The sequence below is a fragment of the Nocardioides sp. genome (genome assembly GCF_014360585.1).
Classification (GTDB): Bacteria; Actinomycetota; Actinomycetes; order Propionibacteriales; family Nocardioidaceae; genus Nocardioides.
In genome coordinates this window covers 56,776-79,081 of sequence record NZ_JACIXG010000002.1, presented here as the reverse complement: position 1 = coordinate 79,081, position 22,306 = coordinate 56,776, and the positions used below count along the sequence as shown (strand labels likewise).

Annotated in this window: 22 protein-coding genes; 2 read left to right on the top strand and 20 right to left on the bottom strand. The window is 69.1% G+C overall.

Annotation, left to right across the window (positions count from 1 at the left end):
* Nucleotides 1–19: 19 nt before the first annotated feature.
* The 5 genes from H5T77_RS01215 to H5T77_RS01195 all read right to left on the bottom strand — a co-directional run bounded on the left by H5T77_RS01215 (nucleotide 20) and on the right by H5T77_RS01195 (nucleotide 4,763).
* Complete coding sequence (locus H5T77_RS01215) at nucleotides 20–1,186, bottom strand: lipid-transfer protein (protein WP_292644139.1); 1,167 nt, start codon at nucleotides 1,184–1,186, stop codon at nucleotides 20–22.
* Nucleotides 1,187–1,286: 100 nt separating this feature from the next.
* Nucleotides 1,287–1,664: a MaoC family dehydratase gene (locus H5T77_RS01210; RefSeq protein WP_292644272.1), complete on the bottom strand. Its 378-nt coding sequence runs from the start codon at nucleotides 1,662–1,664 to the stop codon at nucleotides 1,287–1,289.
* Nucleotides 1,664–2,071 (bottom strand): Zn-ribbon domain-containing OB-fold protein, encoded by a 408-nt coding sequence (locus tag H5T77_RS01205; RefSeq protein ID WP_292644136.1) that lies wholly within the window; start codon nucleotides 2,069–2,071, stop codon nucleotides 1,664–1,666. Before H5T77_RS01205 ends, H5T77_RS01210 begins: the two co-directional genes overlap by 1 nt.
* Complete coding sequence (locus H5T77_RS01200) at nucleotides 2,068–2,592, bottom strand: FAS1-like dehydratase domain-containing protein (RefSeq protein WP_292644134.1); 525 nt, start codon at nucleotides 2,590–2,592, stop codon at nucleotides 2,068–2,070. The genes H5T77_RS01205 and H5T77_RS01200 overlap by 4 nt, the downstream gene beginning before the upstream one ends.
* The gene (locus H5T77_RS01195) at nucleotides 2,589–4,763 is read right to left on the bottom strand and encodes an acyl-CoA dehydrogenase (RefSeq protein WP_292644132.1); all 2,175 of its coding nucleotides are present in this window, start codon (nucleotides 4,761–4,763) and stop codon (nucleotides 2,589–2,591) included. Before H5T77_RS01195 ends, H5T77_RS01200 begins: the two co-directional genes overlap by 4 nt.
* A 71-nt stretch (nucleotides 4,764–4,834) precedes the next feature.
* Here H5T77_RS01195 and H5T77_RS01190 point away from each other — a divergent pair, with 71 nt between their 5' ends.
* Nucleotides 4,835–6,058 (top strand): alpha/beta hydrolase, encoded by a 1,224-nt coding sequence (locus H5T77_RS01190; RefSeq protein WP_292644130.1) that lies wholly within the window; start codon nucleotides 4,835–4,837, stop codon nucleotides 6,056–6,058.
* Between the two features lie 15 nt (nucleotides 6,059–6,073).
* On the opposite strand, the gene H5T77_RS01185 is transcribed toward H5T77_RS01190, so the two are convergent.
* Nucleotides 6,074–8,239, bottom strand: coding sequence for an acyl-CoA dehydrogenase (locus H5T77_RS01185; protein WP_292644128.1), 2,166 nt, complete (start codon nucleotides 8,237–8,239; stop codon nucleotides 6,074–6,076).
* A 164-nt stretch (nucleotides 8,240–8,403) separates the two neighbouring features.
* Here H5T77_RS01185 and H5T77_RS01180 point away from each other — a divergent pair, with 164 nt between their 5' ends.
* Complete coding sequence (locus H5T77_RS01180; RefSeq protein ID WP_292644126.1) at nucleotides 8,404–9,051, top strand: TetR family transcriptional regulator; 648 nt, start codon at nucleotides 8,404–8,406, stop codon at nucleotides 9,049–9,051.
* Nucleotides 9,052–9,055: 4 nt separating this feature from the next.
* Here H5T77_RS01180 and H5T77_RS01175 read toward each other — a convergent pair whose 3' ends face one another.
* From H5T77_RS01175 to H5T77_RS01110, 14 genes are all read right to left on the bottom strand, one after another.
* The gene (locus H5T77_RS01175; protein ID WP_292644124.1) at nucleotides 9,056–9,931 is read right to left on the bottom strand and encodes a hypothetical protein; all 876 of its coding nucleotides are present in this window, start codon (nucleotides 9,929–9,931) and stop codon (nucleotides 9,056–9,058) included.
* Nucleotides 9,873–11,084 carry a hypothetical protein gene (locus tag H5T77_RS01170; protein WP_292644122.1) on the bottom strand — a complete coding sequence of 404 codons (1,212 nt, stop codon included), beginning with the start codon at nucleotides 11,082–11,084 and terminating at the stop codon, nucleotides 9,873–9,875. Before H5T77_RS01170 ends, H5T77_RS01175 begins: the two co-directional genes overlap by 59 nt.
* A gap of 214 nt (nucleotides 11,085–11,298) precedes the next feature.
* The gene (locus H5T77_RS01165; RefSeq protein ID WP_292644120.1) at nucleotides 11,299–12,057 is read right to left on the bottom strand and encodes a glucose 1-dehydrogenase; all 759 of its coding nucleotides are present in this window, start codon (nucleotides 12,055–12,057) and stop codon (nucleotides 11,299–11,301) included.
* On the bottom strand, nucleotides 12,057–12,944 hold the full coding sequence (locus H5T77_RS01160) for an SDR family NAD(P)-dependent oxidoreductase (RefSeq protein WP_292644119.1): 888 nt from the start codon (nucleotides 12,942–12,944) through the stop codon (nucleotides 12,057–12,059). The genes H5T77_RS01165 and H5T77_RS01160 overlap by 1 nt, the downstream gene beginning before the upstream one ends.
* 6 nt (nucleotides 12,945–12,950) lie before the next feature.
* A complete protein-coding gene (locus tag H5T77_RS01155) occupies nucleotides 12,951–13,145 on the bottom strand; it encodes a ferredoxin (RefSeq protein WP_292644117.1) in 195 nt (64 codons plus the stop codon).
* 19 nt (nucleotides 13,146–13,164) lie between these two features.
* The gene (locus tag H5T77_RS01150; RefSeq protein ID WP_292644115.1) at nucleotides 13,165–13,641 is read right to left on the bottom strand and encodes a pyridoxamine 5'-phosphate oxidase family protein; all 477 of its coding nucleotides are present in this window, start codon (nucleotides 13,639–13,641) and stop codon (nucleotides 13,165–13,167) included.
* Between the two features lie 83 nt (nucleotides 13,642–13,724).
* Entirely contained in the window at nucleotides 13,725–14,588 is an 864-nt protein-coding gene (locus H5T77_RS01145; protein WP_292644113.1) for a hypothetical protein, read from the bottom strand.
* Nucleotides 14,588–15,175 carry a hypothetical protein gene (locus H5T77_RS01140; protein WP_292644111.1) on the bottom strand — a complete coding sequence of 196 codons (588 nt, stop codon included), beginning with the start codon at nucleotides 15,173–15,175 and terminating at the stop codon, nucleotides 14,588–14,590. Before H5T77_RS01140 ends, H5T77_RS01145 begins: the two co-directional genes overlap by 1 nt.
* Before the next feature lie 5 nt (nucleotides 15,176–15,180).
* Nucleotides 15,181–16,458: an MCE family protein gene (locus H5T77_RS01135; protein ID WP_292644109.1), complete on the bottom strand. Its 1,278-nt coding sequence runs from the start codon at nucleotides 16,456–16,458 to the stop codon at nucleotides 15,181–15,183.
* Nucleotides 16,455–17,825, bottom strand: coding sequence for an MCE family protein (locus tag H5T77_RS01130; RefSeq protein ID WP_292644107.1), 1,371 nt, complete (start codon nucleotides 17,823–17,825; stop codon nucleotides 16,455–16,457). The genes H5T77_RS01135 and H5T77_RS01130 overlap by 4 nt, the downstream gene beginning before the upstream one ends.
* Nucleotides 17,822–19,078 carry an MCE family protein gene (locus tag H5T77_RS01125; protein WP_292644105.1) on the bottom strand — a complete coding sequence of 419 codons (1,257 nt, stop codon included), beginning with the start codon at nucleotides 19,076–19,078 and terminating at the stop codon, nucleotides 17,822–17,824. Before H5T77_RS01125 ends, H5T77_RS01130 begins: the two co-directional genes overlap by 4 nt.
* A complete protein-coding gene (locus H5T77_RS01120; RefSeq protein WP_292644103.1) occupies nucleotides 19,075–20,064 on the bottom strand; it encodes an MCE family protein in 990 nt (329 codons plus the stop codon). Before H5T77_RS01120 ends, H5T77_RS01125 begins: the two co-directional genes overlap by 4 nt.
* Nucleotides 20,061–21,161 carry an MCE family protein gene (locus H5T77_RS01115; protein WP_292644101.1) on the bottom strand — a complete coding sequence of 367 codons (1,101 nt, stop codon included), beginning with the start codon at nucleotides 21,159–21,161 and terminating at the stop codon, nucleotides 20,061–20,063. The genes H5T77_RS01120 and H5T77_RS01115 overlap by 4 nt, the downstream gene beginning before the upstream one ends.
* Nucleotides 21,158–22,300: an MCE family protein gene (locus H5T77_RS01110; RefSeq protein WP_292644099.1), complete on the bottom strand. Its 1,143-nt coding sequence runs from the start codon at nucleotides 22,298–22,300 to the stop codon at nucleotides 21,158–21,160. The genes H5T77_RS01115 and H5T77_RS01110 overlap by 4 nt, the downstream gene beginning before the upstream one ends.
* Between the last annotated feature and the right edge of the window lie 6 nt (nucleotides 22,301–22,306).

The following is a 22,306-nucleotide window of genomic DNA, read 5'->3' as shown; positions in this document are numbered from 1 at the left end:
CTTCCGACCGCTGCCCCGATCAACGTTTGAGCACCAGCCCGCTCGTCGGTACGCCGGTGCCGGCGGTGACGAGCACATGGGCGGCGCCGGGGACCTGGTTCACCGAGGTGCCGCGAACCTGGCGTACGCCTTCGGCGATCCCGTTCATGCCGTGCAGGTAGGCCTCGCCGAGCTGGCCGCCATGGGTGTTGACGGGCAGCCGGCCGCCGAGCTCGATGGCCCCGTCGCGTACGAAGTCCTTCGCCTCTCCCCTGCCGCAGAAGCCGAGCTCCTCGAGCTGCATGAGTACGTAGGGGGTGAAGTGGTCGTAGAGGACGGCGGTGTCGATGTCGGCCGGGGTGAGGCCGGACTGGCGCCACAGATCCTTGGCGACCACGCCCATCTCCGGGATGCCGATCTCGTCGCGGTAGTAGGAGGTCATCACGTACTGGTCGGGGGCGCTGCCCTGGGCGGCCGCGGCGATGTGGACCGGCGGATTGGGCAGGTCGCGGGCCCGCTCCGGGTTGGTGACGACGATCGCGACGGCACCGTCTGACTCCTGGCAGCAGTCGAGCAGGTGCAGCGGGTCGGCGATCATCCGGGAGGCCTGGTGGTCCTCGAGCGTGATCGGCTTCTGGTAGAAGAACGCGGCAGGGTTGGTCGCGGCATGGCGGCGGTCGGCGACGGCCACCGCACCGAAGTCCGCGCTGGTCACGCCGTAGTCGTGCATGTAGCGGCGCGCCTGCATGGCGACCGTCGCCGCGGGGGTCGAGAGCCCGAGCGGGTAGGTCCAGGCGTTGTCGATGCCGTTGGTGTTGACCTGCTGGGCGGCCCACGGCTGCACCTGGCCGAAGCGCTGACCGGAGCGCTCGTTGAAGCCGCGGTAGGCGACGACGACGTCCGCGACCCCGGTCGCGACCGCCATGGCGGCCTGCTGGATCGTCGCGCAGGCCGCACCACCGCCGTAGTTGATCCGGGAGAAGAACCGTAAGGAGCCGAGGCCGAGCTCGCGGGCCAGCGCGATCTCGGAGCTGCTGTCCATGGTGAACGTGGTCAGCCCGTCGACGTCTCCCGGCGTCAGACCGGCGTCCTTCAGGGCCGCTCGGGTCGCCTCGACGGAGAGCTGGAGCTCGGAGCGTCCGGAGTCCTTGGAGAACTCGGTGGCGCCGATGCCGACGATCGCGGCCTTGTTACTGAGGGTCGTCATGCGCTCTCCAGAGGTCGCGGTCGGGGTAGTCCGGTAGCGAACTGCCTATTACCGGCGAGTATTTGGGCAGTTCGCTCCCGGACTACCCCGCCGTCGGCCATCATGCGGCGACCCTCACGGTTCCGGTCACGTGCGCCCCCACGGATACCTCGCCGGTCACTTTGATCGTGGCCTCGCCGTCGGCCACCTCGATGACCTCACCGGAGAAGGACAGCGTGTCGTAGGGGTAGGCCGGCGCACCCAGGCGGATCGAGATGCCCTTGATCTGCACGTCGGTCCCCGCCCAGTCGGTGACGTAGCGCTCGCACAGCGCCGTCGAGGTCAGGATGTTCATGAAGATGTCCTTCGATCCGGCCGCCTGGGCCCGGTCGCGATCGTGGTGCACGTCTTGGAAGTCGCGCGTCGCGATCGCCGTCGAGACGACCAGCGTCGGGGTGATCGGGAGCACCCAGACCGGGATCTCGTCGCCAGCCTTCATCACGGTTTCCTCCTCCAGATCGGGAGCGTCAGCTCCTCGTCGATGACGTTCCAGTCGACGACCAGGCCCTCGCCGATCTTCAGGGCGTTCTCACCCTCCGGCGGCACGTCGGTCACCTCGGCCACCATGCGTACGCCCTCGGGCAGATCCAGCAGGGCAACCACCAGCGGGAGCTCCTTGCCGGGAAGCTTCGGGGCGTGGATCACGGTGAACGAGTAGACGGTGCCCTCGCCTCGGGCGACGACGTGACCGCGGTCGTACGCCTCGCAGCTCAGGCATGCCGGACCCGGCGGGTGCCGCAGGGTGCCGCAGGCGTTGCAGCTCTGGATGCGGAGCTCTTGCTTGGCGGTGCCTTCGAAGAAGTACGCGTTGTCCCGGCCGATCACGGGTCGCACGGGGCCGCTCATGAGGCACCTCCCTTGGGGATGAACTTGAGGACGCGGAACAGCATGGTCGCGACTCGCTCCTCGCCGACGTACCAGGTGCTCTTGGAGGTCACGAAGTAGCCGACGCCCATGCCGGTGCTCTTCGGACCGACGACCGAGTCGAGCGCCGTGGTGACCCGGACCTGCTCGCCGACGCGGAGGTAGCGGTCGTAGCTCTGCTCGGAGTTGGTGCCGAGGACGCCGTTGAAGCCGGCATCGCTGAGCACGTTCATCATCGCGTGGAGCGGATCACGGTCGGGGTGCCGCCCGCCTTGTCCGTACATCGTCCAGACCTGCGCCATCGAGGGTGGCGCCTCGCCCTGGCGAAACCGATCGGAGTCCAGGCCCATCGCCTCGAGCCAGTTGTTGATGGTGGGCTGGTTGACCAGGTCGCGGGCGTCGCGCGCGGCGGCCTCTCCCCAGGCCTTGATCTCGTCGGCGGCGGCCATGATCTTCTCGTGGACGGCCTCGTCCACCAGGGTCTGCCTCGCTTCCGTGCTCATCGCGGCACCCTCGGCATCCCGAGACCGAACATCGCGATCAGCTCGCGCTGGACCTCCTGGACACCGCCGCCGAAGGTGAGCACGAGGTTCCGCTTCGCTTGGGCGTCGAGATAGTCGAGCAGGCTCTTCGTGACCGGATCTCCAGGGTCACCGTGACGGTGCACCAGCGCGATCAGGTCGGCGAGCAGGTGCTGGACCTGATCGGCGGCGAAGACCTTCGACGCGGACGCGTCCGCGACCTCGATCTCGCCGGCCTGGCCGGCCTTGGCGACCGCCCAGTTGAGGAGCTCGTTGACCCGGAAGACGGCGGTGGTCTTCCCGATGAGCGCGCGTACGTCCGGGCTGTCGGTGACCCCCTGAGCGGTGGCCCAGCGCAGGACGCGGTCGCGCAAACCCTCGATCCGTCCGGCGGGTCCGAGCATGACCCGCTCGTGGTTGAGCTGGGTTGTGATCAGCTTCCAGCCCCTGTTCTCCTCCCCCACCAGCATGTCGGCAGGGACACGGACGTCGTTGAAGTACGTCGCGTTGACGTGGTGGGAGCCGTCGGCGGTGATGATCGGGGTCCAGGAGAAGCCCGCGTCGGTGGTGTCGACGATGAGGATCGAGATGCCCTTGTGCTTGGGCGCGTCAGGGTCGGTGCGTACGGCCAGCCAGATGTAGTCGGCCGCGTGGCCGCCGGTGGTCCAGAGCTTCTGGCCGTTGACGACGTAGTGATCGCCGTCCAGCCTGGCCGTCGTACGGAGCGAGGCCAGGTCTGTGCCGGCCTCGGCCTCGGAGTAGCCGATCGCGAAGTGCACCTCCCCGGCGAGGATCCGGTTGAGGAACATCTCCTTCTGCTTCGACGTGCCGTAGCGGATCAGGGTCGGGCCGACCGTCTGCAGGGTCACCGCCGGCAGGTGCACGTCGGCGTACTGGGCCTCGTTCGCGAAGATCGTCTGCTCGACCTCGCCGAGGCCGTGGCCGCCGTACTCCCTGGGCCAGCCGACGCCCATCCAGCCGTCGTCGCCCAGCTGCTTGATGAGCTTCTGGTAGGTCGGGCCGTGCCGGTCCCAGGACCCCTCGGGGCCGGGGTCGCCCGGCTCGTCCTGGTGCGAGAGATCCGCGAAGTAGGCTCTGACCTCGGCTTTCAGCGAACGCTGCGCCGCGGTCAGCTCGAGGTTCTTGGCCTCGTCGGTCTCGACCGGGACGGCCGCGGCCGGCGTGTCGAGCAGGTGAGCGATGTCGGTGCCCCAGGTGGTGAACGCGAGCAGCGGGTAGGTCACGTCCACACCCATGCCGCCGTGGAGGTGGTGGCAGGTGCGGAAGGCGGACGGCGCCACCTGGCTGGCCCAGTAGGCGGCCACCCTCAGGTCCGTCGCGGAGGAATGTCCGCTGGTCACGGCGGCGACCGCGTTGTCGGCGGCGAGGTCGAGCGTGCGGGAGGCGACGTAGACGTCGGCCATCTGCAGCGCGACGGCCTGGAACTCGGCCAGCGCTCGGCCGAACTGCCGCCGCCCGGAGACGTACGCCGCGGTCAGGTCGCGCGCTCCGGCCAGCACCCCGGCACAGGTCACCGCCAGGCCTGCGGTCGCCAGCCCGATCAGAGCCTCGTAGGCGCCCTCGTCGAGCACCTCGGCCGGGGCGTTCTCGAGCACGAGGGTGTGCTGCGGGACGGTGCTGGACGTGCTCGCCGGGAGCAGGGTCACGCCCTCGGCGGACGGGTCGACGAGCACCACGACCTGCCGCTCCCCCACCGTCGCGGTGACCAGAAGGAGCGAGGCGTCCGCGGCGTAGGTCACCGCGGTCTTGCGTCCCGAGACCGTGCCGTCTCGGAAGGTGGTGGTCGGCACTTCGGGCCGCCCGCGCTCGAGCCAGGCCGGGGTGAGCAGCGTCTGACCGGAGGCGACGCCGGGCAGGATCCTGTGCTGCTGCTCGGGGGTGCCGTGACCGGCCAGGGTGAGGGCGCCGACAGCCAGGGTCTCCCATACCGGCACGCGCACCGCCTGGCGTCCGGCCTCGCGCAGCAGCACCGCGATCTCGCCGAGCCCGAAGCCCTCTCCGCCGTACGTCTCCGGCACCGGCAGCGCGGTCAGCCCGGCACTCGCCCAGGCCGACCAGTCGCCGCGGTCGGAGTCGCGGGCGAGCACCTCGGCCACCACACTGCGTACCGCATCGAGTGTCTCGTCTCCCATGGGCCAAACTGTAACGTGTTCTAGTTTGCATGTCAGCAGTGTGACTCCCGGTGGCCCACTAACCTCGCATCATGGCCCGACTTCCTCGTGCACACACCGCCCGCCAGGCCGCCCTCGCCGCCCTCGCAGCCAACGCCCTGTGGCCGCCCGTCGACCGGACCGGGCCGCGCGGCGCGATCGGTTCCTTCGCCGCCGGCTGGCTCGCCGGCGACCTGGCTCCGCAGCTGCTGGCGCTCGGCATCACGGACACCGCCGTCTCGGCCGTCCGACGCAAGGTCTCGCCGCTCGGGCTCGCGCTCGCGGGTGCTGCCGCCGCCGGCTTCGCACTCAACACCTACCGCGCCGGGTCCGCACGCAGCCTTCTCGAGGAGGCGCTCACCGAGACCCTCGGAGCGCCCCCGGGCGAGCGGACGCCGCTCGACCTCGCCCAGCTCGCCCGGCCGTTCCGGATGAAGAACCCGGCGGTCGAGGTGATCCATGACGTCGCGTACGCCGACAGCGACAGCAGCCGCGCCAGGCTCGACATCTACCGCCCGGCCGGTGTCGAGGTCATCACGGCGCCCGTGCTATTCCACGTGCATGGCGGCGCCTGGACCTTGGGCTCCAAGGAGCAGCAGGGACAGCTGCTGATGAACCGGATGGCCGCAGCCAACGGCTGGGTCTGCGTGACGATCAACTACCGGCTCGCACCCAAGCACCGCTGGCCGGCACAGATCGTCGACGTGAAACGCGCCCTGGCGTGGGTGCACGAGCACATCGCCGACTACGGCGGCGACCCCGACTACGTCGTCGCGACGGGCGGCTCGGCGGGCGGTCACCTGGCCGCGCTCGCAGCGCTCACGCCTGGTTTCGCGCCGTTCCAGCCCGGGTTCGAGGACGCGGACACACGGGTCGCCGCCTGCGTACCGTTCTACGGGGTCTACGACGTGGCCGGCGAGGACGGGGACCGCTACACCGCCCGGGTGCGCGATGGACTGTGGACCCAGAAGATCATGCCCGAGGGCGCCACCATCGAGGACTTCCGCCAGGCCTCACCGATCAACCACATCACCGAGGACGCCCCCGACTTCTTCGTGCTCCACGGAGCGCTCGACACGCTGGTCTCCAAGCGCCAGGCCCTCTCCTTCGTCGCTCGGCTGCGCGAGGTTTCCAAGGCGACGGTGACGTACGTCGAGATGCCGGGCGCCCAGCACGCCTTCGACGTCTTCGGCGGCATCCGGGCCCACCACGCCGTGGCGGCGGTCGAGCGCTGGCTGCTGTGGCATCGCGAACGCGCCGGCGCCCGACTCGGCTGACGGCGGTTCAGCGGTTCAGCGCGGGAGGCCGAGCAGGTGCTCGGCGGCCACGTTGCGGAGCACCTGGGTGGTGCCGCCGGCAATGGAGAGACAACGAGTCAGCTGGGACTGGTGCAGATCCTCGCGCACCTGGGGGTCGTCGGTGAGCGCGAGCGGGCCGAGGAGGTCGACGACGAGCTCGGAGGCGTCCTGGCGGTTGCGCACCGTCAGGAGCTTGGCCACCGACGACTCCGCCCCGGGCCCGTGGCCGGCGAGCGCCTTGAGCGTGGAGCGGACACCGAGCAGCGCGCACACCGAGGAGAGCGCGACGGCGTGGCCGATCCTTGCCAGCTCGGCCTCGCCTCGGTCCACTGCCAGCGCCACCGCGCGCTCGACGCTGCCACCGAGGTTGGTCGAGGCCATCGCGACCCGCTCGTTGGCCAGCGTCGTGCGCGCCAGCCGCCAGCCGCCGTCGACGTCGCCGACGACGAGCTCGTCGGGCACGAAGACCCCGTCGAGGAAGACCTCGTTGAAGAGCGCGTCACCGGTCAGCTCGCGCAGCGGGCGGACGTCGATCCCCTCGCTGCCCATGTCGACCAGGAAGTAGCTGATGCCCTTGTGCTTGGGGACGTCGGGGTTCGTACGCGCCAGGCAGATCGCCCAGTCGGCATCGGCCGCGAGCGAGGTCCACACCTTCTGACCAGTCAGCCTCCAGCCGCCGCGGTGTCCTGAGCTTGTCGAAGGGTCGACACGCTCGGCGCGAGTCGCCAGCGAGGCCAGGTCGGAGCCCGCGCCGGGCTCGCTGAAGAGCTGGCACCAGGTGATCTCGCCACGCAGCGAAGGCTCGACGAACCGCGCTCGCTGGGCGTCCGTGCCGTGCTCGAGGATGGTCGGCACGGCCCATCCGGCGATCTTGATGTCAGGACGGGCGACTCCGGCAGCGGCGAGCTCCTCTTCGATGACGAGCTGCTCGACGGGGCCGGCGCCGAGGCCGTACGGAGCGGGCCAGTGCGGCGCGAGGTAGGCCGCGTCGACGAGCGCGTCACGGCGGGAGGCCTCGGGGAGGGCTGCGATCGCCGCGACGGCCTCGCGCACCCGGGGGCGCACCTCCTCGTCCTTGCCGTCGAGGTCGACGCGGACCGAGCGACGGATCCCGGCGACGGCGTGCCCGGCCAGCGCGACCGCGTGGGCGTCCCCGCCACCGAGGAGGCTGCGCAGGGCTACCGCGCGGCGCAGGTACAGGTGAGCGTCGTGCTCGAAGGTGAAGCCGATCCCGCCGAGGACCTGGATGCAGTCCTGCGCCGCCCGCACCGCGCCGTCGAGCGCGGTGACGCCGGCGACCTCGGCCGCGAAGTCCCACTGGCTGGTGTCACCCGGCTCGGACAGCGCGGTCTCGGCCGAGGCGGCCGCGTCCCAAGCGGTCGCGGCCACGGCTTCGGCCGTCTCCAGCATCTGCGCGCACAGGTGCTTGATCGCCTGGAACGACCCGATCGGCGCGCCGAACTGCTCGCGCACCTTCGCGTACTCCACCGCCGTCGTCAAGCACCACTGCGCGATACCGGAGGCCTCTGCCGCAGCGAGCGTGAGGGCCCTACGCCGCACCGCCTCGCTCCGCAGGCCGGGGACCTCGACCGCCTCGCCGGCATCGATGTCGACTCGCACCTCGGCCACCCGCCTGGTCAGATCAGGCCCGACCTGGGGACGTACGTCCACCTGCTCCGCAGCCACGAAGAACCAGCGCTCCTCGCCGTCGGCACCACGAGCGCCGAGCAGCAGGTGGGCCGCTCCCCCGCCGTCGTAGACGACCGGAACGGTGCCTGCGAGACGATCTCCGAGCTCGAGGACCGGGTCGAGCGCGATCCCGCAGCCGCCGGCGACGACTGCATCGACGATGTCGTCGAGCCCGGCGGCTCCCGCGTGCGAGGCGGCGACCGCGCTACCCAGCAGCGGGCCCGGGAGCAGCTCGTGGGCGCAGGCCTCGAGAGCGACGGCCGCATCCAGCAGCGTGCCGCCGCCACCGTTCGGCTCGGGAGCCGCGATGCCTGCGACTCCGTACTCCCGCACGCCGCGCCACACGTCGTCGAAACCAGCAGAGGCGGCGCCCTCGGCGACCCGCGCGAGCTCGATGCCGCCCAAGCCCTTCGCCCAGTCGCGCAGGCTCTCGCTGAGGGCTTGGTGTTCGTCGGTGATGCCGATCGGCACAGGGACCTCCTACTGTCTCCGGGGCCTTCGTCCGGAATAGAGCCTGATGTAGAACGTGTTACAAGTCTAGACTCACGAAGGAACGTGTTTCACTCTTGGGCGCCGATGCGGTTAGCCTGAGACCCACAGACCGAGATCCGGTCATAGTCCTAGGGGGGACACCAGTGACGTCCGTCAGCACGGAGCCACGCAACACCGACGACGCCGCATCGACCGGCGCGCAGACCAGTGCACCCACCGGTGGGTCCGCGGCGCAGCGCGAGCGCCGCCGGCGCATCCTCGACGCCACGATCTCGCTCGCGGCCGAGGGTGGGTTCGACGCCGTGCAGATGCGCGCCGTCGCCGAGCAGGCAGAGGTTGCCCTCGGCACCCTCTACCGCTACTTCCCCTCGAAGATCCACCTGCTGGTCTCCGCGCTGGCGCGCGAGTTCACCAAGGACGTCGACCGCTCCGCCATCCGCGCGACGCCGGGCGAGACCGCCCACGAGCGGATCATGTACGTCCTCAACCGCCGCACCCGCGCCCTGCAGAAGCAGCCCAAGCTCACCGAGGCCCTGGTGCGCGCCTTCATGTTCGCCGACCAGTCGGTGACCGGCGAGATCCACGAGGTCGGCACCAGCCTGACCACCGTCATCGCCCGCGCCATGCACGGCACCCCCGACCACGGCGAGGTCACCGAGGAGGAGGCCGCCATCATCCGGATCATCTCCGACGTATGGCTCTCTGCCCTCATCTCCTGGGTCACCGGCCGCATGGACGAGAAGGACGTCGAGAAGTCGATCGACGTCGCCGTACGCCTCCTGCTGCGCTGAACGATCAGCACTTAGGCGGCAGGTCGCCCGAGGTGGCCTCCTCGGCGGAGACCGCGCGGTCGTTGCAGCCGAAGCCCCAGGTGAGGTCGTAGCCTCGGTCCTCGATGAAGCCGGTGATGGCGAACGGGCGGTCGCCAGGCCCTTCGATCGTCATCGACTCGCGCTCACCGTGGTCGACGTAGTCGGCCTCGAGCACCCATTCACAGGTCGGTCCGGCACTCGTCGCCTGGATCGAGATCACCACCGTCTCGCCCTTGGCGAGCGTGATGGTCCCGTCGTCGAAGTACGCCGAGCCGTCAGCGACCGAGGTCAGCTGCGGCACCTTCGCGTCGATGGCAGTCTTCAGCGCGATCTTCTTGCTCTCGCCCTGGGGGACGTCGTCGACGAGTACGCCGTCCTCGAGCCGTTCCGTGCACGGCCCGGTCCGCTCGGGGCGCAGGTCGGTGATCACGACCGGGTCGCTGTGTCGCCCGACGATGGTCACCTCCCAGGTGATCCGGCCGGCGGCGTACCACTCGTGCTGCGCCTCCCATTCGGGATCGTTGACCTTCTCCCGGGCATCGGCCTGGTCACTGAACTTCGCCGACTCCGCCTGCGGGATCAGCACCGGTCCACTCAGCGGCTTACGGCGTACGTCAACCACCTTGATGCCGCTGCCCGGCTCGCTCCAGCCGTCGGGCATGAGGCCGGCGAACATGCTCTGCAGGCCGGAGCTGAAGGTCGCACCCAGCGCGACCAGGATCACGCCCACGACCCACGTGACGGGCTTCTTCGCCAGCGAGGTCAGCCGCGCCTGCCCGTCCTCCCGCGGAGCGGCGGCCTTAGCCGACCTCTGCTTCGACCGCTTCGACTGTTTCGGCCGCTTCGACTGCTTCGACATCGGTCTGCGCTCCTCTCGAGAGTCGGTGGGCGAGGAGCACTGCGACGCCGGTCAGCCACCCGAAGCAGGCAGCGAACCGCACCCCGTCGGCGGCGGTCTCGAGGGCCCAGTAGTGCGCCAAGCCAGCGAACTCCGGCTGCTGCACGAACGCACCCTCGAGCAGTCCGACAGTGGCGGCGAGCACCGCCACCAGGCCCCAGCACTGCACGACGATGCCGAGCGCACCCGGACCACCCTCGGGTGGCCAGCGCGCCACGACCAGGTAGATCGCCAGCCACACCAGCATCACCAGAACGGCAGAGGTCACCGCACGCGGCAGCCAGACCGACGTCTCGAAGCTGCCGCCGAGCGCGTATGGGTCGTTCGGGGCCGACAGGCTGGCGTGGGCGAACCAGACCAGGCGAACCCAGGCCTGGCGCGGGCTGATCTCCGCCCCGTACGGGTCGGCGTCCGGGCCGTAGTCCCAGACGAACCCGCCGACGAGCGCCAGCACGAGTGTCGGCAACGCGCCCCACGTGGCGATCCGCGCCGCCCGCGCCCGCCCGGCCGATGTCTTGAGCGCTGTCTTGGGCGCCTCCGCCGCTCGGACGGAATCACCGGTTCCGCCATCACCGCGCAGGGCGATCGCTGCGAGCGCCGCGAACGCCGAGGCCGCGTACGCCACATAGCCCCCGAAGACTCCCACCACCAGACCGAGCCAGATCCCGTCACCGGGCAGCGCCCAGATGACCGTCGGCAACGACTCCAGCCCGCCGCGGATCCCCCGGACCGTCTGGACGACGACGAAGAGGTTCGTCAGTCCGCCCGCGAGCACGCTCGCGCACAGCACCCGGCCGGCGACGGCGAAGGCGCCCTCGGAGCCGGTCCGCAGGCTGGCGTAGACCAGTCCGGCGAGCAGGGCGACGAACACCACCGTCGGCCACCCGGAGGCGGGCGCGACGGGATACCCCTCGACCATCACCGCCGAGCCCCACAGAAACCTGAACCCTTCGACCATCCGGCCCAGCACGTCTCCGAACCAGACGTGGCCACGCGAGCTCCACAGAGCCGAGACGTCGCCGACGTGGACGGGGATCGCCAGGGCCAGGCTGTAGAGGAACGCGAAGACGCTGAGCACCGCAAAGGTGGCGATCGCGCTGCGCCATCGAGACAAGTTCTGATCGCCTTCGGTTCGTCCCCGCTGACTGAAACCTTCCTGCGGCAGTATGCCGGAGACCGGTCTCTCGTGGGGCCGACTCACCACGCCGAGACGTCACTCCCGTCGGCCGAGTGGGCACCGCGGTGCCCACTCGGCCGACGTAGGTGACGTCTCGGCCGACTGGAGTGGCGCCTCGGCCGACGCGGGTGACGCCTCGGCCAGGGGTGGATCAGCCGCCGAAGGCGTGGGTGGCGGTGGCACCGCCGTCGATGGCGATCTCGGCACCGGTGACGAAGCTCGACTCGTCCGAGGCCAGGTAGACGTAGAGCGGGGCGATGTCCTCGGGGTGGCCGACGCGCTTGAGGGCGACCTTGGACGCGCCGAACTCCATCGCGGCGTCATCGGCGCCGACGCCGCGAGTCATGGACGTGTCGATCATGCCCGGATGGACGGAGTTGACCCGGATGCCGCTGGGGCCGAGCTCGAGGGCGGCGGCCTTGGTCATGCCGCGGATGGCGAACTTGGTGGAGGTGTAGCCGGCCACGAACGCCATCCCGGCCAGACCCTCGATCGAGGAGGCGTTGATGATCGAGCCGCCGCCGTTCTCCTTCATCGTGGAGATCACCGAGCGCATCCCGAGGAAGCAGCCGAGCGTGTTGACCCGCCACAGCAGCTCGAACTCCTCGACCGGCTGGGTGAGGATCTCACCGAAGCGCAGGATGCCGGCGTTGTTGGCGAGGACGTTGACCGGACCGTACGTCGCGGCCGTCGCGGCCACCAATGCCGTCCAGGACTCCTCCGAGCTGACGTCGTGGTGCACGAAGAGTGCCGACTCGCCCAGGGAGTCGGCGAGCAGCTTGCCCGGCTCGTCGGCCACGTCGGCGATCACCACCTTCGCACCCTCGGCGACGAAGCCGCGCGCGATGGCGGCTCCCTGACCCTGTGCGCCACCGGTGACGATCGCGATTTTGCCGTCGAGACGTGCCATCACTGCTCCTCTTGGTCCTTCAGCTTCAGCTGCATGATCGAGTCGGCCGAGAACCCGGCCTCGGGGTCACGGTCGGCGAACCAGCCGCCGACCTGCTTGTCGAGCGAGTCCAGATCCCAGGCGGCGTTGTCGAACCGCTCGGCCACCGTGGGCGGCGCCAGGACGGCGATCATCCCGCCGTAGACGACGAACACCTGCCCGGTGATCGCGGCAGCGGCCGGGGAGGCGAGATAGGTGACCAGCGGCGCCACGTGCTCGGCACCGTAGGAGTCACCCGAGAGCACGCCCTCGGTCATCGCCGTCGCCGCCCGCGGGCAGATGGCGTTGGCACGTACGCCGGAGCGGCCCATCGAGCGTGCGGTCGACATCGTCAGCGCCGTGATCCCGGCCTTCGCGGCGCCGTAGTTGGCCTGTCCCGGCGGGCCGGACAGGAACGCCTCCGAGGAGGTGTTCACCACCGCGGCGTCGACCGGCGCGCCGGACGACTTGGCGACCGACCGCCAGTGGGCCGAGGCGTTGCGAGTCAGCAGGAAGTGGCCGCGCAGGTGCACACGTACGACGAGGTCGAACTCCTCGTCGGACATGTTGAAGAGCATCTTGTCGCGGGTGATGCCCGCGTTGTTGACCACGATGTCGAGGCCACCGAACCCGTCGACGGCCGCGGCCATCATCGCGTCCGCGGTCGCGCGGTCGCTCACGTCGCCCGCCGCTATCACCGCCTCGCCGCCGAACCCGCGGATCTCCTCGGCGGCCTCCTCGGCCGCGCCCGGCAGGTCGTTGAGCACCACCCGGGCGCCCGCCCGGGCCAGCGCGACTGCTTCCGCCCGCCCCAGACCGGCACCGGATCCGGTGACGATCGCGACCTTCCCACTCAGATCGACGCTCACGTGCCGCTACTCCTCGATCCTCAGGGCCGCCTTGGGACAGCCGGCCACGGCCTGCTCGACGCGGTCGCGGTTCTCGTCGGTCACCGCCGGGTCCGCGATCTGCAGGTAGTCGTCGTCATCGATCTCGAACACGTCGGGCGCGAACGCCTCGCACATCCCGTTGGACTCGCACAGGTCGAAGTCCGCGATCACCTTTGCCATGTCCGTCTCCTTGAACTCTTCATCCTTGGCCGGGCAGGGCACCCAGCTTGCGGTGGTCCCAGCTTGCGACCTTGTCGGGCTCGATGACGATGCCGACGCGCTTGTGGGCCTGCTTCGAGACCAGGTCCTCGCCCAGGTCGCCCAGATCGGCACCGCCGGCCATCCGGGCCATCACCTGCGACCCGAGAGCCTTGATCTCCTCGTAGTCCTCGACGAGACGCGCCTTGCCGGTGATGCTCACCCCGCGCAGCTCGAAGTAGTCCTCACCGTCCTCGACCAGGCAGGTGACCCGCGGGTCACGTCGCAGGTTGCGGACCTTCTGCGAGGACCCGTAGGTCCAGAACGCGATCCTGCCCTCGTCGAGCACATAGAACAGCGTGGTCAGGTGCGGAGCCCCGTCTGCGCCCACGGTCGCGACCTGCACCTTCATCTGCGAGCCGAGGAAGTCCTCGATCTCGGCCTCGGTCAGCTGTACGGACTGGCGGGAGCCGGCCATGTGCCCTCCTCGAGCGATGAAACTAGAACCTGTTCTACCATAACAAGACGAGACGGACCCTTGAAGGGACTGCCTGATGAGATCTAGGAAGCAGCCTTCATCTCGGAGATCAGCCAGCCACCGTCGTCCTTCACCAGCGTCAGTACCTCCCAGGTCGGGCTGACCACGGTGTTCTTCGTCTTCGGCGCGGTCGCGCTCTGGTTGACGAAGAGCAGCACCGACGCGGTGTCCTCGGTGGCCGAGATGATCGAGGCGGCACAGTCCTCGTCGACACAGGCCTTGCCCTCCTCGGCCGCCTTGGCGCCGTCTTCGGAGAGCGGCGCCACCTCGGCGTCGACCTTGATGCCCAGGTCTGCCTGCTCCTTGCGCTTGTCCTCGCCGGGGAGCGTCTTCTCGTAGTCCTTCTGCATCGCCGGCGTCATCAGCTTCTTCGCCGCCGCGATGTCCTTCTCCGCGCTCGCGGCCTGGTAGGACATCACCGTCTGCGTCAGCCCGACCGAGTGCTCCATGATCGCCGCCCGGGAACCGGCCGCGGTCAGCTCACCGCCCGGCGCCACGTCATCCTTCGACGCCTGATCGACAGCCAGCCACAGCGCGCCGCCGGCCACCAGGACGAGTACGCCGAGAACGGCTGTCAGCTTCCGGCTGCCATCACCCAGCCACCGCTCGGCGAAGCCTCCACGCGCCTCGGGTGAACCCTCACCCTCATCCTCAGCTTGAGACTCTGCCTCGGTCTCCGCGTCATCGGGTGCGGCCGCGGAGTCCTCGCTCTCCTCCGGCTCATCGTCCCCGCCGCGTACGTCCGGGGTCTCTGGCTCGTCGGTCGGAGGCAGCAGGTCGGAGCCGCAGTAACGGCACTTGATCGCGGCTGCCTTGATCGTCTCCGCGCAGAAGGGGCACTCCTTCTGGCCGGCGGAGACCGATCCGTTCGCTCGTACGCCCGTCATCAGTTGACTCCTGCCAGGTCGGACATGCGCCATCCGTCCTTCGTCTTGTCCAGCGACACCTTGAACCGGTACTTCGAGCACTTCGCTCCGTCGTAGGGGCAGGTGTCGCTCTTCTTCAGCTCAGCTGTCTGGCTGCTGGTCACGACCGAGTCCACGGCGACCAGCACGACCGCCTTCTTCGAACCGATCGCGCGGATGCCGACCTGCTTGACCTTGCCCTTCGAGACGGTCTGGGCGGGGATCGCGGCCTGCCGGATCTGCTCGGCGATGGCTGTGTACTCCTTGCCGAAGGTGCCGGTCGAGATCTCCTTGACCGCCTGGATCCGCGGGTCCATGTCCCGATAGTCGACGTCGAGGAAGGCGATCACCCCGTCCTCGGCGACGGACTTCACCTCGTCGTAGTCGGCGGCCGCAGCCTCGGCGGGCGTCGTCCACGGCAGCACCCGGGCGCCACCGATGAAGACCGCCGCCGCGAGCACCACCAGGATCACCACCACCGCCGCGAGGACGGTGTTGACCCGCCCCAGTCTGGCGACGGACATCTTGACGTCGAGGCGATTGTGGGCCAGCTCGGCAGGTTCAGGCACGGGACTCACTCCTCTCCCAGGATCATCGATCGCCAGGAGTCGTCGGACAGGGCGGAGACCAGGCCTCCGTCATCGGTCGGGGCGGACATCGTGACCGTCTTTCCATCGGGGAGCTTGGTGCGGCCGGTCTTGGGGTCGTAGCTCGTCACGTACTTCTCGACGCCCTCGGGCTTCGGCACCATGTTGACACCCCGCTGCATGATCGGGTTGTCGCCCTCGTAGTCGGGCTGCGCGCGCTTGTCGGTGCACTTGGCCGGGTAGAGCGGCTGGTCCTCCATCACGGTGCCGGGGATCCACTGGTCAGGGGGCTTATAGCCCTCCTGGCACGGCGGTGTGGTGTAGACGAAGCCCATCGAGAGGTGACCGTAGCCGTCACCGGGTGAGCCGGTCCACCCCGTCGCCACGACCTGCGGGAAGGTCACCAGAGTCTGCTCGATCGCGGGGAGCCGGGCGGTGAGCACCTCGTTGACGGTGGTGAGGTTGGCCAGGAACACGGGTAGGAGCGGCTGCAGGCCGTCGACCAGCGACTGCACCTGGACCGCCGTCGCCTCGCCGCCCTGCAGGATCTCGCGCAGCTCCGGGTCACGCTTGTCCAAGGTCGCGGTGACCTCCTCGAGCCCGTCCGCGAACTCGCGGATGTCACCGCTGTGGTCCTTCTGCGTCTGGAGGACGGTCTGGCTGGTCTCGAGGAGGCGCACGGTCTCCTTCTGGTGCGCGGAGGCCTCATCGACCAGCGTGGCACCCGAGTCGAGCAGCGTACGCAGGTTCTCGGCGTTGCCGCGGAACAGCGTGCCGAGCTCGGCCACGACGGTGCTCAGGTCCTCGCCGTCGATCGAGGTGGTGAAGCTGTCCAGCTCGGTGAGCAGCTGATCGGTGGTGCCGGGCATCGACTCGGGCCCGGCGCTCACCACATCGCCCTCGGCGAGGTAGGGGCCGGCGGCCGAGTCGGGGATGAAGTTGATGTACTGCTCCCCCACCGCCGAGAGGTTGTGGACCTCGATCTTGGCGTTCCTCGGCACCTCGGTGCCGGGGTCGAGCTCCAGCTCGGCGCGGACGCCCTCCTCGGTGACCTTCATGGTGGCCACCCGGCCGATGCCGATGCCGCGGTAGTTGACCTCGCTGCCCTCGTAGAGGCCACCGGAGGCCGGCAGGTCGACCGAGACGTTCACGTGCCGGCCGAGCACGCGGTCGACGATGCCGAGGTAGGCGGCCGAGACGTAGAAGATCCCGACCGCGGCGAGGACAAGGAAGATGACCAGCTTGGTGCGTACGCTCCGCGTCATTTGGTGCCCCCTCCCAGGAGTCCCTCGAGGAGACCGGTCAGGCCACCGGTCGTCGGCTCGGCTGTGGGTGTCTCGGTCGCCGAGGGCGTCGAGAGCCCTTCGGTGATCTCGGGAACCAGGCCGTTGAGTCCTGGCGTCTTGGTCGAGGTCGAGGTCGAGCTCTTGGGCAGCAGGTCGGAGATGTCGGGCAGCTTGGGCGTCTTCTCCCCCGGCTTCGCCTTCGTGTCCTCCTTGCCGACCACCGAGCAGACCAGCTGCAGGTTGGTCAGGTCGCACAGCGCCTTGGCCAGCGGCTGGATCGCCCGGCAGCCCTTGGAGTAGGACAGGCAGATCTGGAACACCTGCGGCACGATGCCGCTGGACTCGCCGTTGGTGAGGCTGCCGACCAGCTTGCCGAGGTCGAGGTCCATGTGGAACAGGGCGTTGGAGTAGTCGCCCATCGCCAGGCCGGCGGCGTTCTCCGGGAACGGGAAGCTGGCCGCCATCATCAGTCCGCGCGGCAGCGAGTCGCCGGCGTCGGCCAGCTCGCGCAGCGTCGGCGCCAGCTCCTCCAGCGCCGTGGTCAGGTTGGCGCCGCTCTGGTTGATCACGCGGGTCGCGACCACACCGAGCCGGTCGAGCGCCTTCATCATCTTCAGCATGTCCGCGTGCTGCTGGCGGAGCACCTCGAGCGCCGGACCGAAGGAGTCGATGGCGGCCTCGATCGACTTGGACTCCCTGTTGAGGGTGCGGGTCAGCCGGTCGACCTGCTCCATCGCCTTGATGATCGAGCCCTTCTGCTGGTTGAGCGAGGCCACCGTCGTCTCCAGGTTGCCCAGCAGCGAGCGCATGTCATCGGTGCGCCCGTCCATCATGGTGTTGAGCTCGTCGCTGATCGTCTTCAGCTGGCCGACACCACCACCCGCCAGCAGGAAGGAGAGCGCGCCGAGCACCTCCTCGACCTCGGGGTTGCGGTTGGTGCGCTCGAGCCCGATGGTGGCGCCGTCGCCGAGCTTTCCGGCCTTGGCGACGGTGGAACCCTCGGGAACCACCAGGGCGATGTACTTCTCCCCGAGAAGGCTGGTCTGGCGTACGTTGGCCAGCGCGTCGGCCGGAAGCTCGATGTTCTTGCGGACGGTCATGGTGACCTTCGCATGCCAGCCCTCCCGCTCCACCTTGTCGACCTGGCCGACCGGGACGTCGTTGGCCATCACCTTCGTGCGCGGCACGATGTCGACGACGTCGTTGAACTCGGCGGTGACGACGTAGCCGTCGCCCTCACCGACCTCCTTGCCGGGGAGCGGCAGGTCATAGGCCTGTACGCCGCACCCGCTCGCCACGGCGATGACGCCGAGCACGGCGACGAACGTCCGGATCCGAGATCTCATCTCTTGCCTCCCGACATCAGGTCCTGCAGCGACCCGCTGAGCTCGGTGATGCCGCCCTCGGAGACCACCTCGGGCTTCACCTCCGGCTGCTTGGCCTTGGTCTCGTTCGGAGCCCCGAACGGCAGCCCGGTCGCCGTGTCGCGGTCGGTGGGCGCCGCGGCATCCGTGAGCGCCTCGCCCAGCGGAGCGGTGGAGCCGGTGGGCAGCAGCGCCTTGAACAGCGCGCAGATCTCCTTGGCTCCGGGGATCTTGTCGTTCTCGACGACCATGCACAGGATGTTGGACAGGTCCGAGCCGATCGGCCCCACCTGCAGCCGGAAGCCGACCGATCCGGAGGCGGGGTCGAAGGACTCGGCCAGGTTGCCGATCCCCAGCGGCGCCAGGTCGATGACGGTGCCGAGGGTCTCCTCCTCCTTGGCCAGGATGTTGAGCGTCTTGTTGAGCTCCTTGACGTCGCCGACCAGAGCGTCGGAGTTGTTCTCCACGAACGACTTCGTCACCTTCACCGCCTGCGCGATCGCCGCCAGCGCCTGGTCGAGCTCGTCGCTCTCACCGGCCAGCTGGGTGGAGACGGTCGAGAGGCTGGTCAGGAACTGCTCGGTCGTCTCGTCGTTGCGCGCCAGCGTCGTGGTGACCTCGGAGAGCTGGGTGAGCGTGCTGAAGAGCTGCTCGGAGTTGCCGCCGAGCACCTGGGCCGCCTCGGACATGTCGGCGATCGCCTGGTTGCCGATCTTGCCGTTGCCCTCCAGCGCGTCCGCGCCCTCACGCAGGACGTCGCTGAGCGCGCCGTTCTTGTTGGCCCCGTTGGGTCCCAGCGAGGTGGCCAGCTCGGAGAGGCTGGCATAGATCCGGTCGAGCTCGACCGGCACCGCGGTGCGCTCGATCGGGATCTCGCCGCCGTCTGCCATCGCGGGCCCGCCGGTATAGGCGGGGGTCAGCTGGATGAACCGGTCGGCGACGAGTGTCGGGGTCACGATCGCGGCCTTGACGTCCTCGGGCAGCTTGTAGTCGCTCTGGTACTCGATCACCGCGTCCACGTGGTCGCCCTTCGTCTCCAGCGAGACGACCTTGCCGACCTTGACGCCCATGATGACCACGTCGGAGCCCTCGTAGACGCTCACCGCCTGCGGGAAGCTCGCGGTCAGCGTCTTGGTGTCGGGCGAGGCCACCTCGGAGATCAGCAGCAGCCCGCACATCAGCACCAGCGCGATCGGCAGCGCGGCCCACTTTCGGCCCCAGAAGTTCTTTGTCATTCCACGATCCCTGGTCGTCGTCCGGGCACGAACTCCCCGCTCACGATCCCGGTGAGGTTGGCGAGGTAGGCGTCGAACCAGGGCCCGGTGCCGATGATGTTGATCAGGATCGACGCGTACGGCCCGTAGTTCTGGATGGTCTTGGTCAGGTCCTCGTCGCGGGCGTTGAGGAACTTCAGCGCCTGGTTGAGCGCGTCCAGCGCGGGACCGATCTGCTTCTCGTTCTCCTTCACCAGGGCCTGCAGCTGCTCGGCCAGGGCGGTGGCGTTGACCAGGAGCTGGTGGATGGCCTCGCGGCGCGAGATGAGCTCGGCGAAGACCTGGTCGCCGTTCTTCATCACGCTGACGATGTCCTGCTTGCGCTCGTTGACGAGCTGGACGACCTTCTCCGCGTCCTGCAGGAGAGACTCCAGCTCGTCGCCGCGGGCGGCGATCGTCTGGGACAGCGCGGCGATGCCCTGGAAGGCACCCTGCACCTCGGGCCCGGCCTGTTCGAGGGTGCCCGACATCGTCGTCAGCGCCTTGGCCAGCTGCTGGGTGTCGATCGCCTCGGTCGTCTCGGCGAGATCACCGAAGGTGCCGACGATGTCGCTGCCTGCGCTGGTGCGGGCCAGCGGGATCGTCGATCCGGCGTCGAGGTTCCGGCCGCCCTGCGGGGTGATGTCGAGGTACTTCTCCCCCAGCAGGTTGAGCACGCCGACCGACGCCTCGCTGCGGTGGCCGATCTCGGTGCCCTCGACCGAGAACGAGACGACCACCTTGGCTCCCTCGATCTCGATGTCGCTGACCCGGCCGACCCGGATGCCGGCGACCTCCACCCGGCTGCCCACGTGCAGGCCGCTGGCGTCGGAGAACTCGGCCTGATAGGTCGTGCCGGCGAGCCACGGCAGCTTGCGCAGGTTGAACGCCGCGGTGAGGGCCAGCGCGAGTGCGACGATCGTGATCACGCCGGTGCGCGTGAGCTTGGTGTCTGAGTGTCGGCTCATAGCTTGCACCTCTCTGCCCGGCTGTAGAAGGCCACGTTGTCGAGCTGCTTCTGGATCGCCTTGACGGCGGGCGAGTTGTCGAGCAGCTCACCGAGCGAGGGCAGCTTGATCGAGAAGTCGAGGTCGCAGAGGTAGTAGTTGTACCAAGAGCCGTAGCTGCCGATCCGTGCCTGCGACTCCAGGGTCTCCGGGAGCCGCTCGAGCGTCTTGTCGAGCAGCTTCTGGTTGCCCGGCTTGTTGAGGATGTCCACCACGCGCTTGAGCTGCTTGATGTCCTCCTTGAGGAACGGCCGTACGTCGGTGAGCAGCCCGGCCAGCTCGTCGGTGAGGTCGCCGATCGAGGAGATCGAGTCCCCGATCGCCTCCTTGTCCCGCGCCAGGTCCTTCATCCAGCCGCTGAGCTGCTGGATCAGCTCGGCCAGCTCGGTGTGGTGCTCGTTGACCGTGTTGAGCGTCTTGGACAGGTTGGTGATCACGTCCCCGATCAGCTGGTCGCGTTCGGCCAGGGCACTGGTCAGCTCCGCCGTCTCCGAGAGGAGGCTTGCGACCGTGCCGCCCTCCCCCTGCAGCACACGGATCAGGTTGAGCGAGAGCTTGTTGACGTCCTTGGGCTGCAGCGCCTGGAACAGCGGCTGGAAGCCGTTGAAGAGCTCGGTCAGGTCGAGCGCCGGGGTGGTGTTGGCCATCGCGATCGTCTGGCCCTTGCGCAACGGCGCCGCGTCCTCCCCGGGCTCCTGCGAGCCGGCGTCCTGGGTCAGCGCCAGATAGCGGTCGCCGACGAGGTTCAGGTAGCGGACCTGGGCACCGCTGGCGGTCGTCAGCGGCACCGTCTCGTCGATCCGGAAGGTGACCATCGCGTGGTCCCCGCCCTCGATCTCGACGGTGAGCACCTCTCCGACGGTGATGCCGGCGATGCGTACGTCGTCTCCCTCGCTCAGGCCGGAGGCGGTGGTGAACTCGGCCCGGTAGGGCACCCGGTCGCCGAAGCCGAGGTTTCCCATGATCGAGGCCAGGGTGCCGGTGACGATGATCGACAGGACGGTGAAGATGACCAGCTTGGTCCCGGCCACCGTGGTCTTCAGATCGCGCTTGTTCACTGCAGACCCCCGTTCCCGGGTGCCCACGGCACGTCCTCGGTGCCGTTCTCCAGCTCGTTCGGCTCGGCCGGCACCTTCGGGTTCGGCAGCCCGGCGCACCAGGGCCCGTGACCGATCTCGCCCCACTCGGGGCGGTCGTCGCGGCCGTACGACGGCTTCTGAGTGCCGTCGAGGACCATCGTCTGACGCACGCGGTTCTGCTGGAAGACCGTCGCCAGCAGCTCGGTGTAGTCGTCGAGGCCGCGCAGCAGGCAGGTGTACTCCGGGGAGTAGTCGGCGAGCAGCTTGAGGAGCGGGACCGCCAGCTCGGTCTCGTACCTGATCGCCTTCTCGTTCTCGGCGAGCAGGTCCTTGGAGGAGTTGGCGACCCCGGTGACCGAGGTGAGCAGGCCGCCGAGACGGGCTCGCTGCTCGGTCACGGTGTTGGCGGTGGTCGTGGTGTTCTCGAGGACCTTGACGAGGTCGGGGGCGGCCATGGAGTAGGTCTCCGCGACGTCGGCCATGTCCTCGAGGTCGCGTTCGAGGGTGGGGAGGTGGACGTTCATCTTCTCGAGGTAGTCGTTGAGCTGGACCATCGTCTCGCCGAGCTTCTCCCCGTTGCCGGAGAGCGCGGTGGCGAGGGCGTGCAGGGTGCTGTTGAGGTCCTGGGGCCGGATGGACTTCAGCAGCGGGAAGAGCCGGGCCAGGATCACGTCGAGCTCGACGCTGGTGCGGACCCGGTCGGCGGTGATGACGGTGCCGTCGCTCAGCGCGCCGGTCCGCTCCCCCTCGGGGTCGATGAACTCGACGTACTTCTGCCCGAACAGCGTCGTCGGCTTGATCGCGACGCTGACGTTGGCGGGGATCTGCTCGGCCTGCTCCGGCTCCAGACCGAGCTCGATGACGGCCAGCTTGCCGTCCTGGCGGATCTCGCGGACCTGCCCGACGATGACGCCGTGCATGCGTACGTCCCCGTAGCGCGGCAGCTGCAGGCCGGCCCGGTCGGCCTGCACGCTGACCGTGGTGAACTGCACGAACGCCTTCTGGTAGATCGCCACGCAGAGGGCGATCAGCAGGGCGAGGGTCACCGTGAAGGCGATCCCGGAGACGAAGAGCTTGGTGTGCTCGGCGCGGGTGTCGCGCTGGATTCCCATCAGCATGTGGAT

Coding starts and splice junctions, on each gene's coding strand:
- H5T77_RS01215 (WP_292644139.1), bottom strand. CDS start 1,186: ATGACGACCCTCAGTAACAAGGCCGCGATCGTCGGCATCGGCGCCACC.
- H5T77_RS01210 (WP_292644272.1), bottom strand. CDS start 1,664: ATGAAGGCTGGCGACGAGATCCCGGTCTGGGTGCTCCCGATCACCCCG.
- H5T77_RS01205 (WP_292644136.1), bottom strand. CDS start 2,071: ATGAGCGGCCCCGTGCGACCCGTGATCGGCCGGGACAACGCGTACTTC.
- H5T77_RS01200 (WP_292644134.1), bottom strand. CDS start 2,592: ATGAGCACGGAAGCGAGGCAGACCCTGGTGGACGAGGCCGTCCACGAG.
- H5T77_RS01195 (WP_292644132.1), bottom strand. CDS start 4,763: ATGGGAGACGAGACACTCGATGCGGTACGCAGTGTGGTGGCCGAGGTG.
- H5T77_RS01190 (WP_292644130.1), top strand. CDS start 4,835: ATGGCCCGACTTCCTCGTGCACACACCGCCCGCCAGGCCGCCCTCGCC.
- H5T77_RS01175 (WP_292644124.1), bottom strand. CDS start 9,931: ATGTCGAAGCAGTCGAAGCGGCCGAAACAGTCGAAGCGGTCGAAGCAG.
- H5T77_RS01165 (WP_292644120.1), bottom strand. CDS start 12,057: ATGGCACGTCTCGACGGCAAAATCGCGATCGTCACCGGTGGCGCACAG.
- H5T77_RS01155 (WP_292644117.1), bottom strand. CDS start 13,145: ATGGCAAAGGTGATCGCGGACTTCGACCTGTGCGAGTCCAACGGGATG.
- H5T77_RS01150 (WP_292644115.1), bottom strand. CDS start 13,641: ATGGCCGGCTCCCGCCAGTCCGTACAGCTGACCGAGGCCGAGATCGAG.
- H5T77_RS01145 (WP_292644113.1), bottom strand. CDS start 14,588: ATGACGGGCGTACGAGCGAACGGATCGGTCTCCGCCGGCCAGAAGGAG.
- H5T77_RS01135 (WP_292644109.1), bottom strand. CDS start 16,458: ATGACGCGGAGCGTACGCACCAAGCTGGTCATCTTCCTTGTCCTCGCC.
- H5T77_RS01130 (WP_292644107.1), bottom strand. CDS start 17,825: ATGAGATCTCGGATCCGGACGTTCGTCGCCGTGCTCGGCGTCATCGCC.
- H5T77_RS01125 (WP_292644105.1), bottom strand. CDS start 19,078: ATGACAAAGAACTTCTGGGGCCGAAAGTGGGCCGCGCTGCCGATCGCG.
- H5T77_RS01120 (WP_292644103.1), bottom strand. CDS start 20,064: ATGAGCCGACACTCAGACACCAAGCTCACGCGCACCGGCGTGATCACG.
- H5T77_RS01110 (WP_292644099.1), bottom strand. CDS start 22,300: ATGCTGATGGGAATCCAGCGCGACACCCGCGCCGAGCACACCAAGCTC.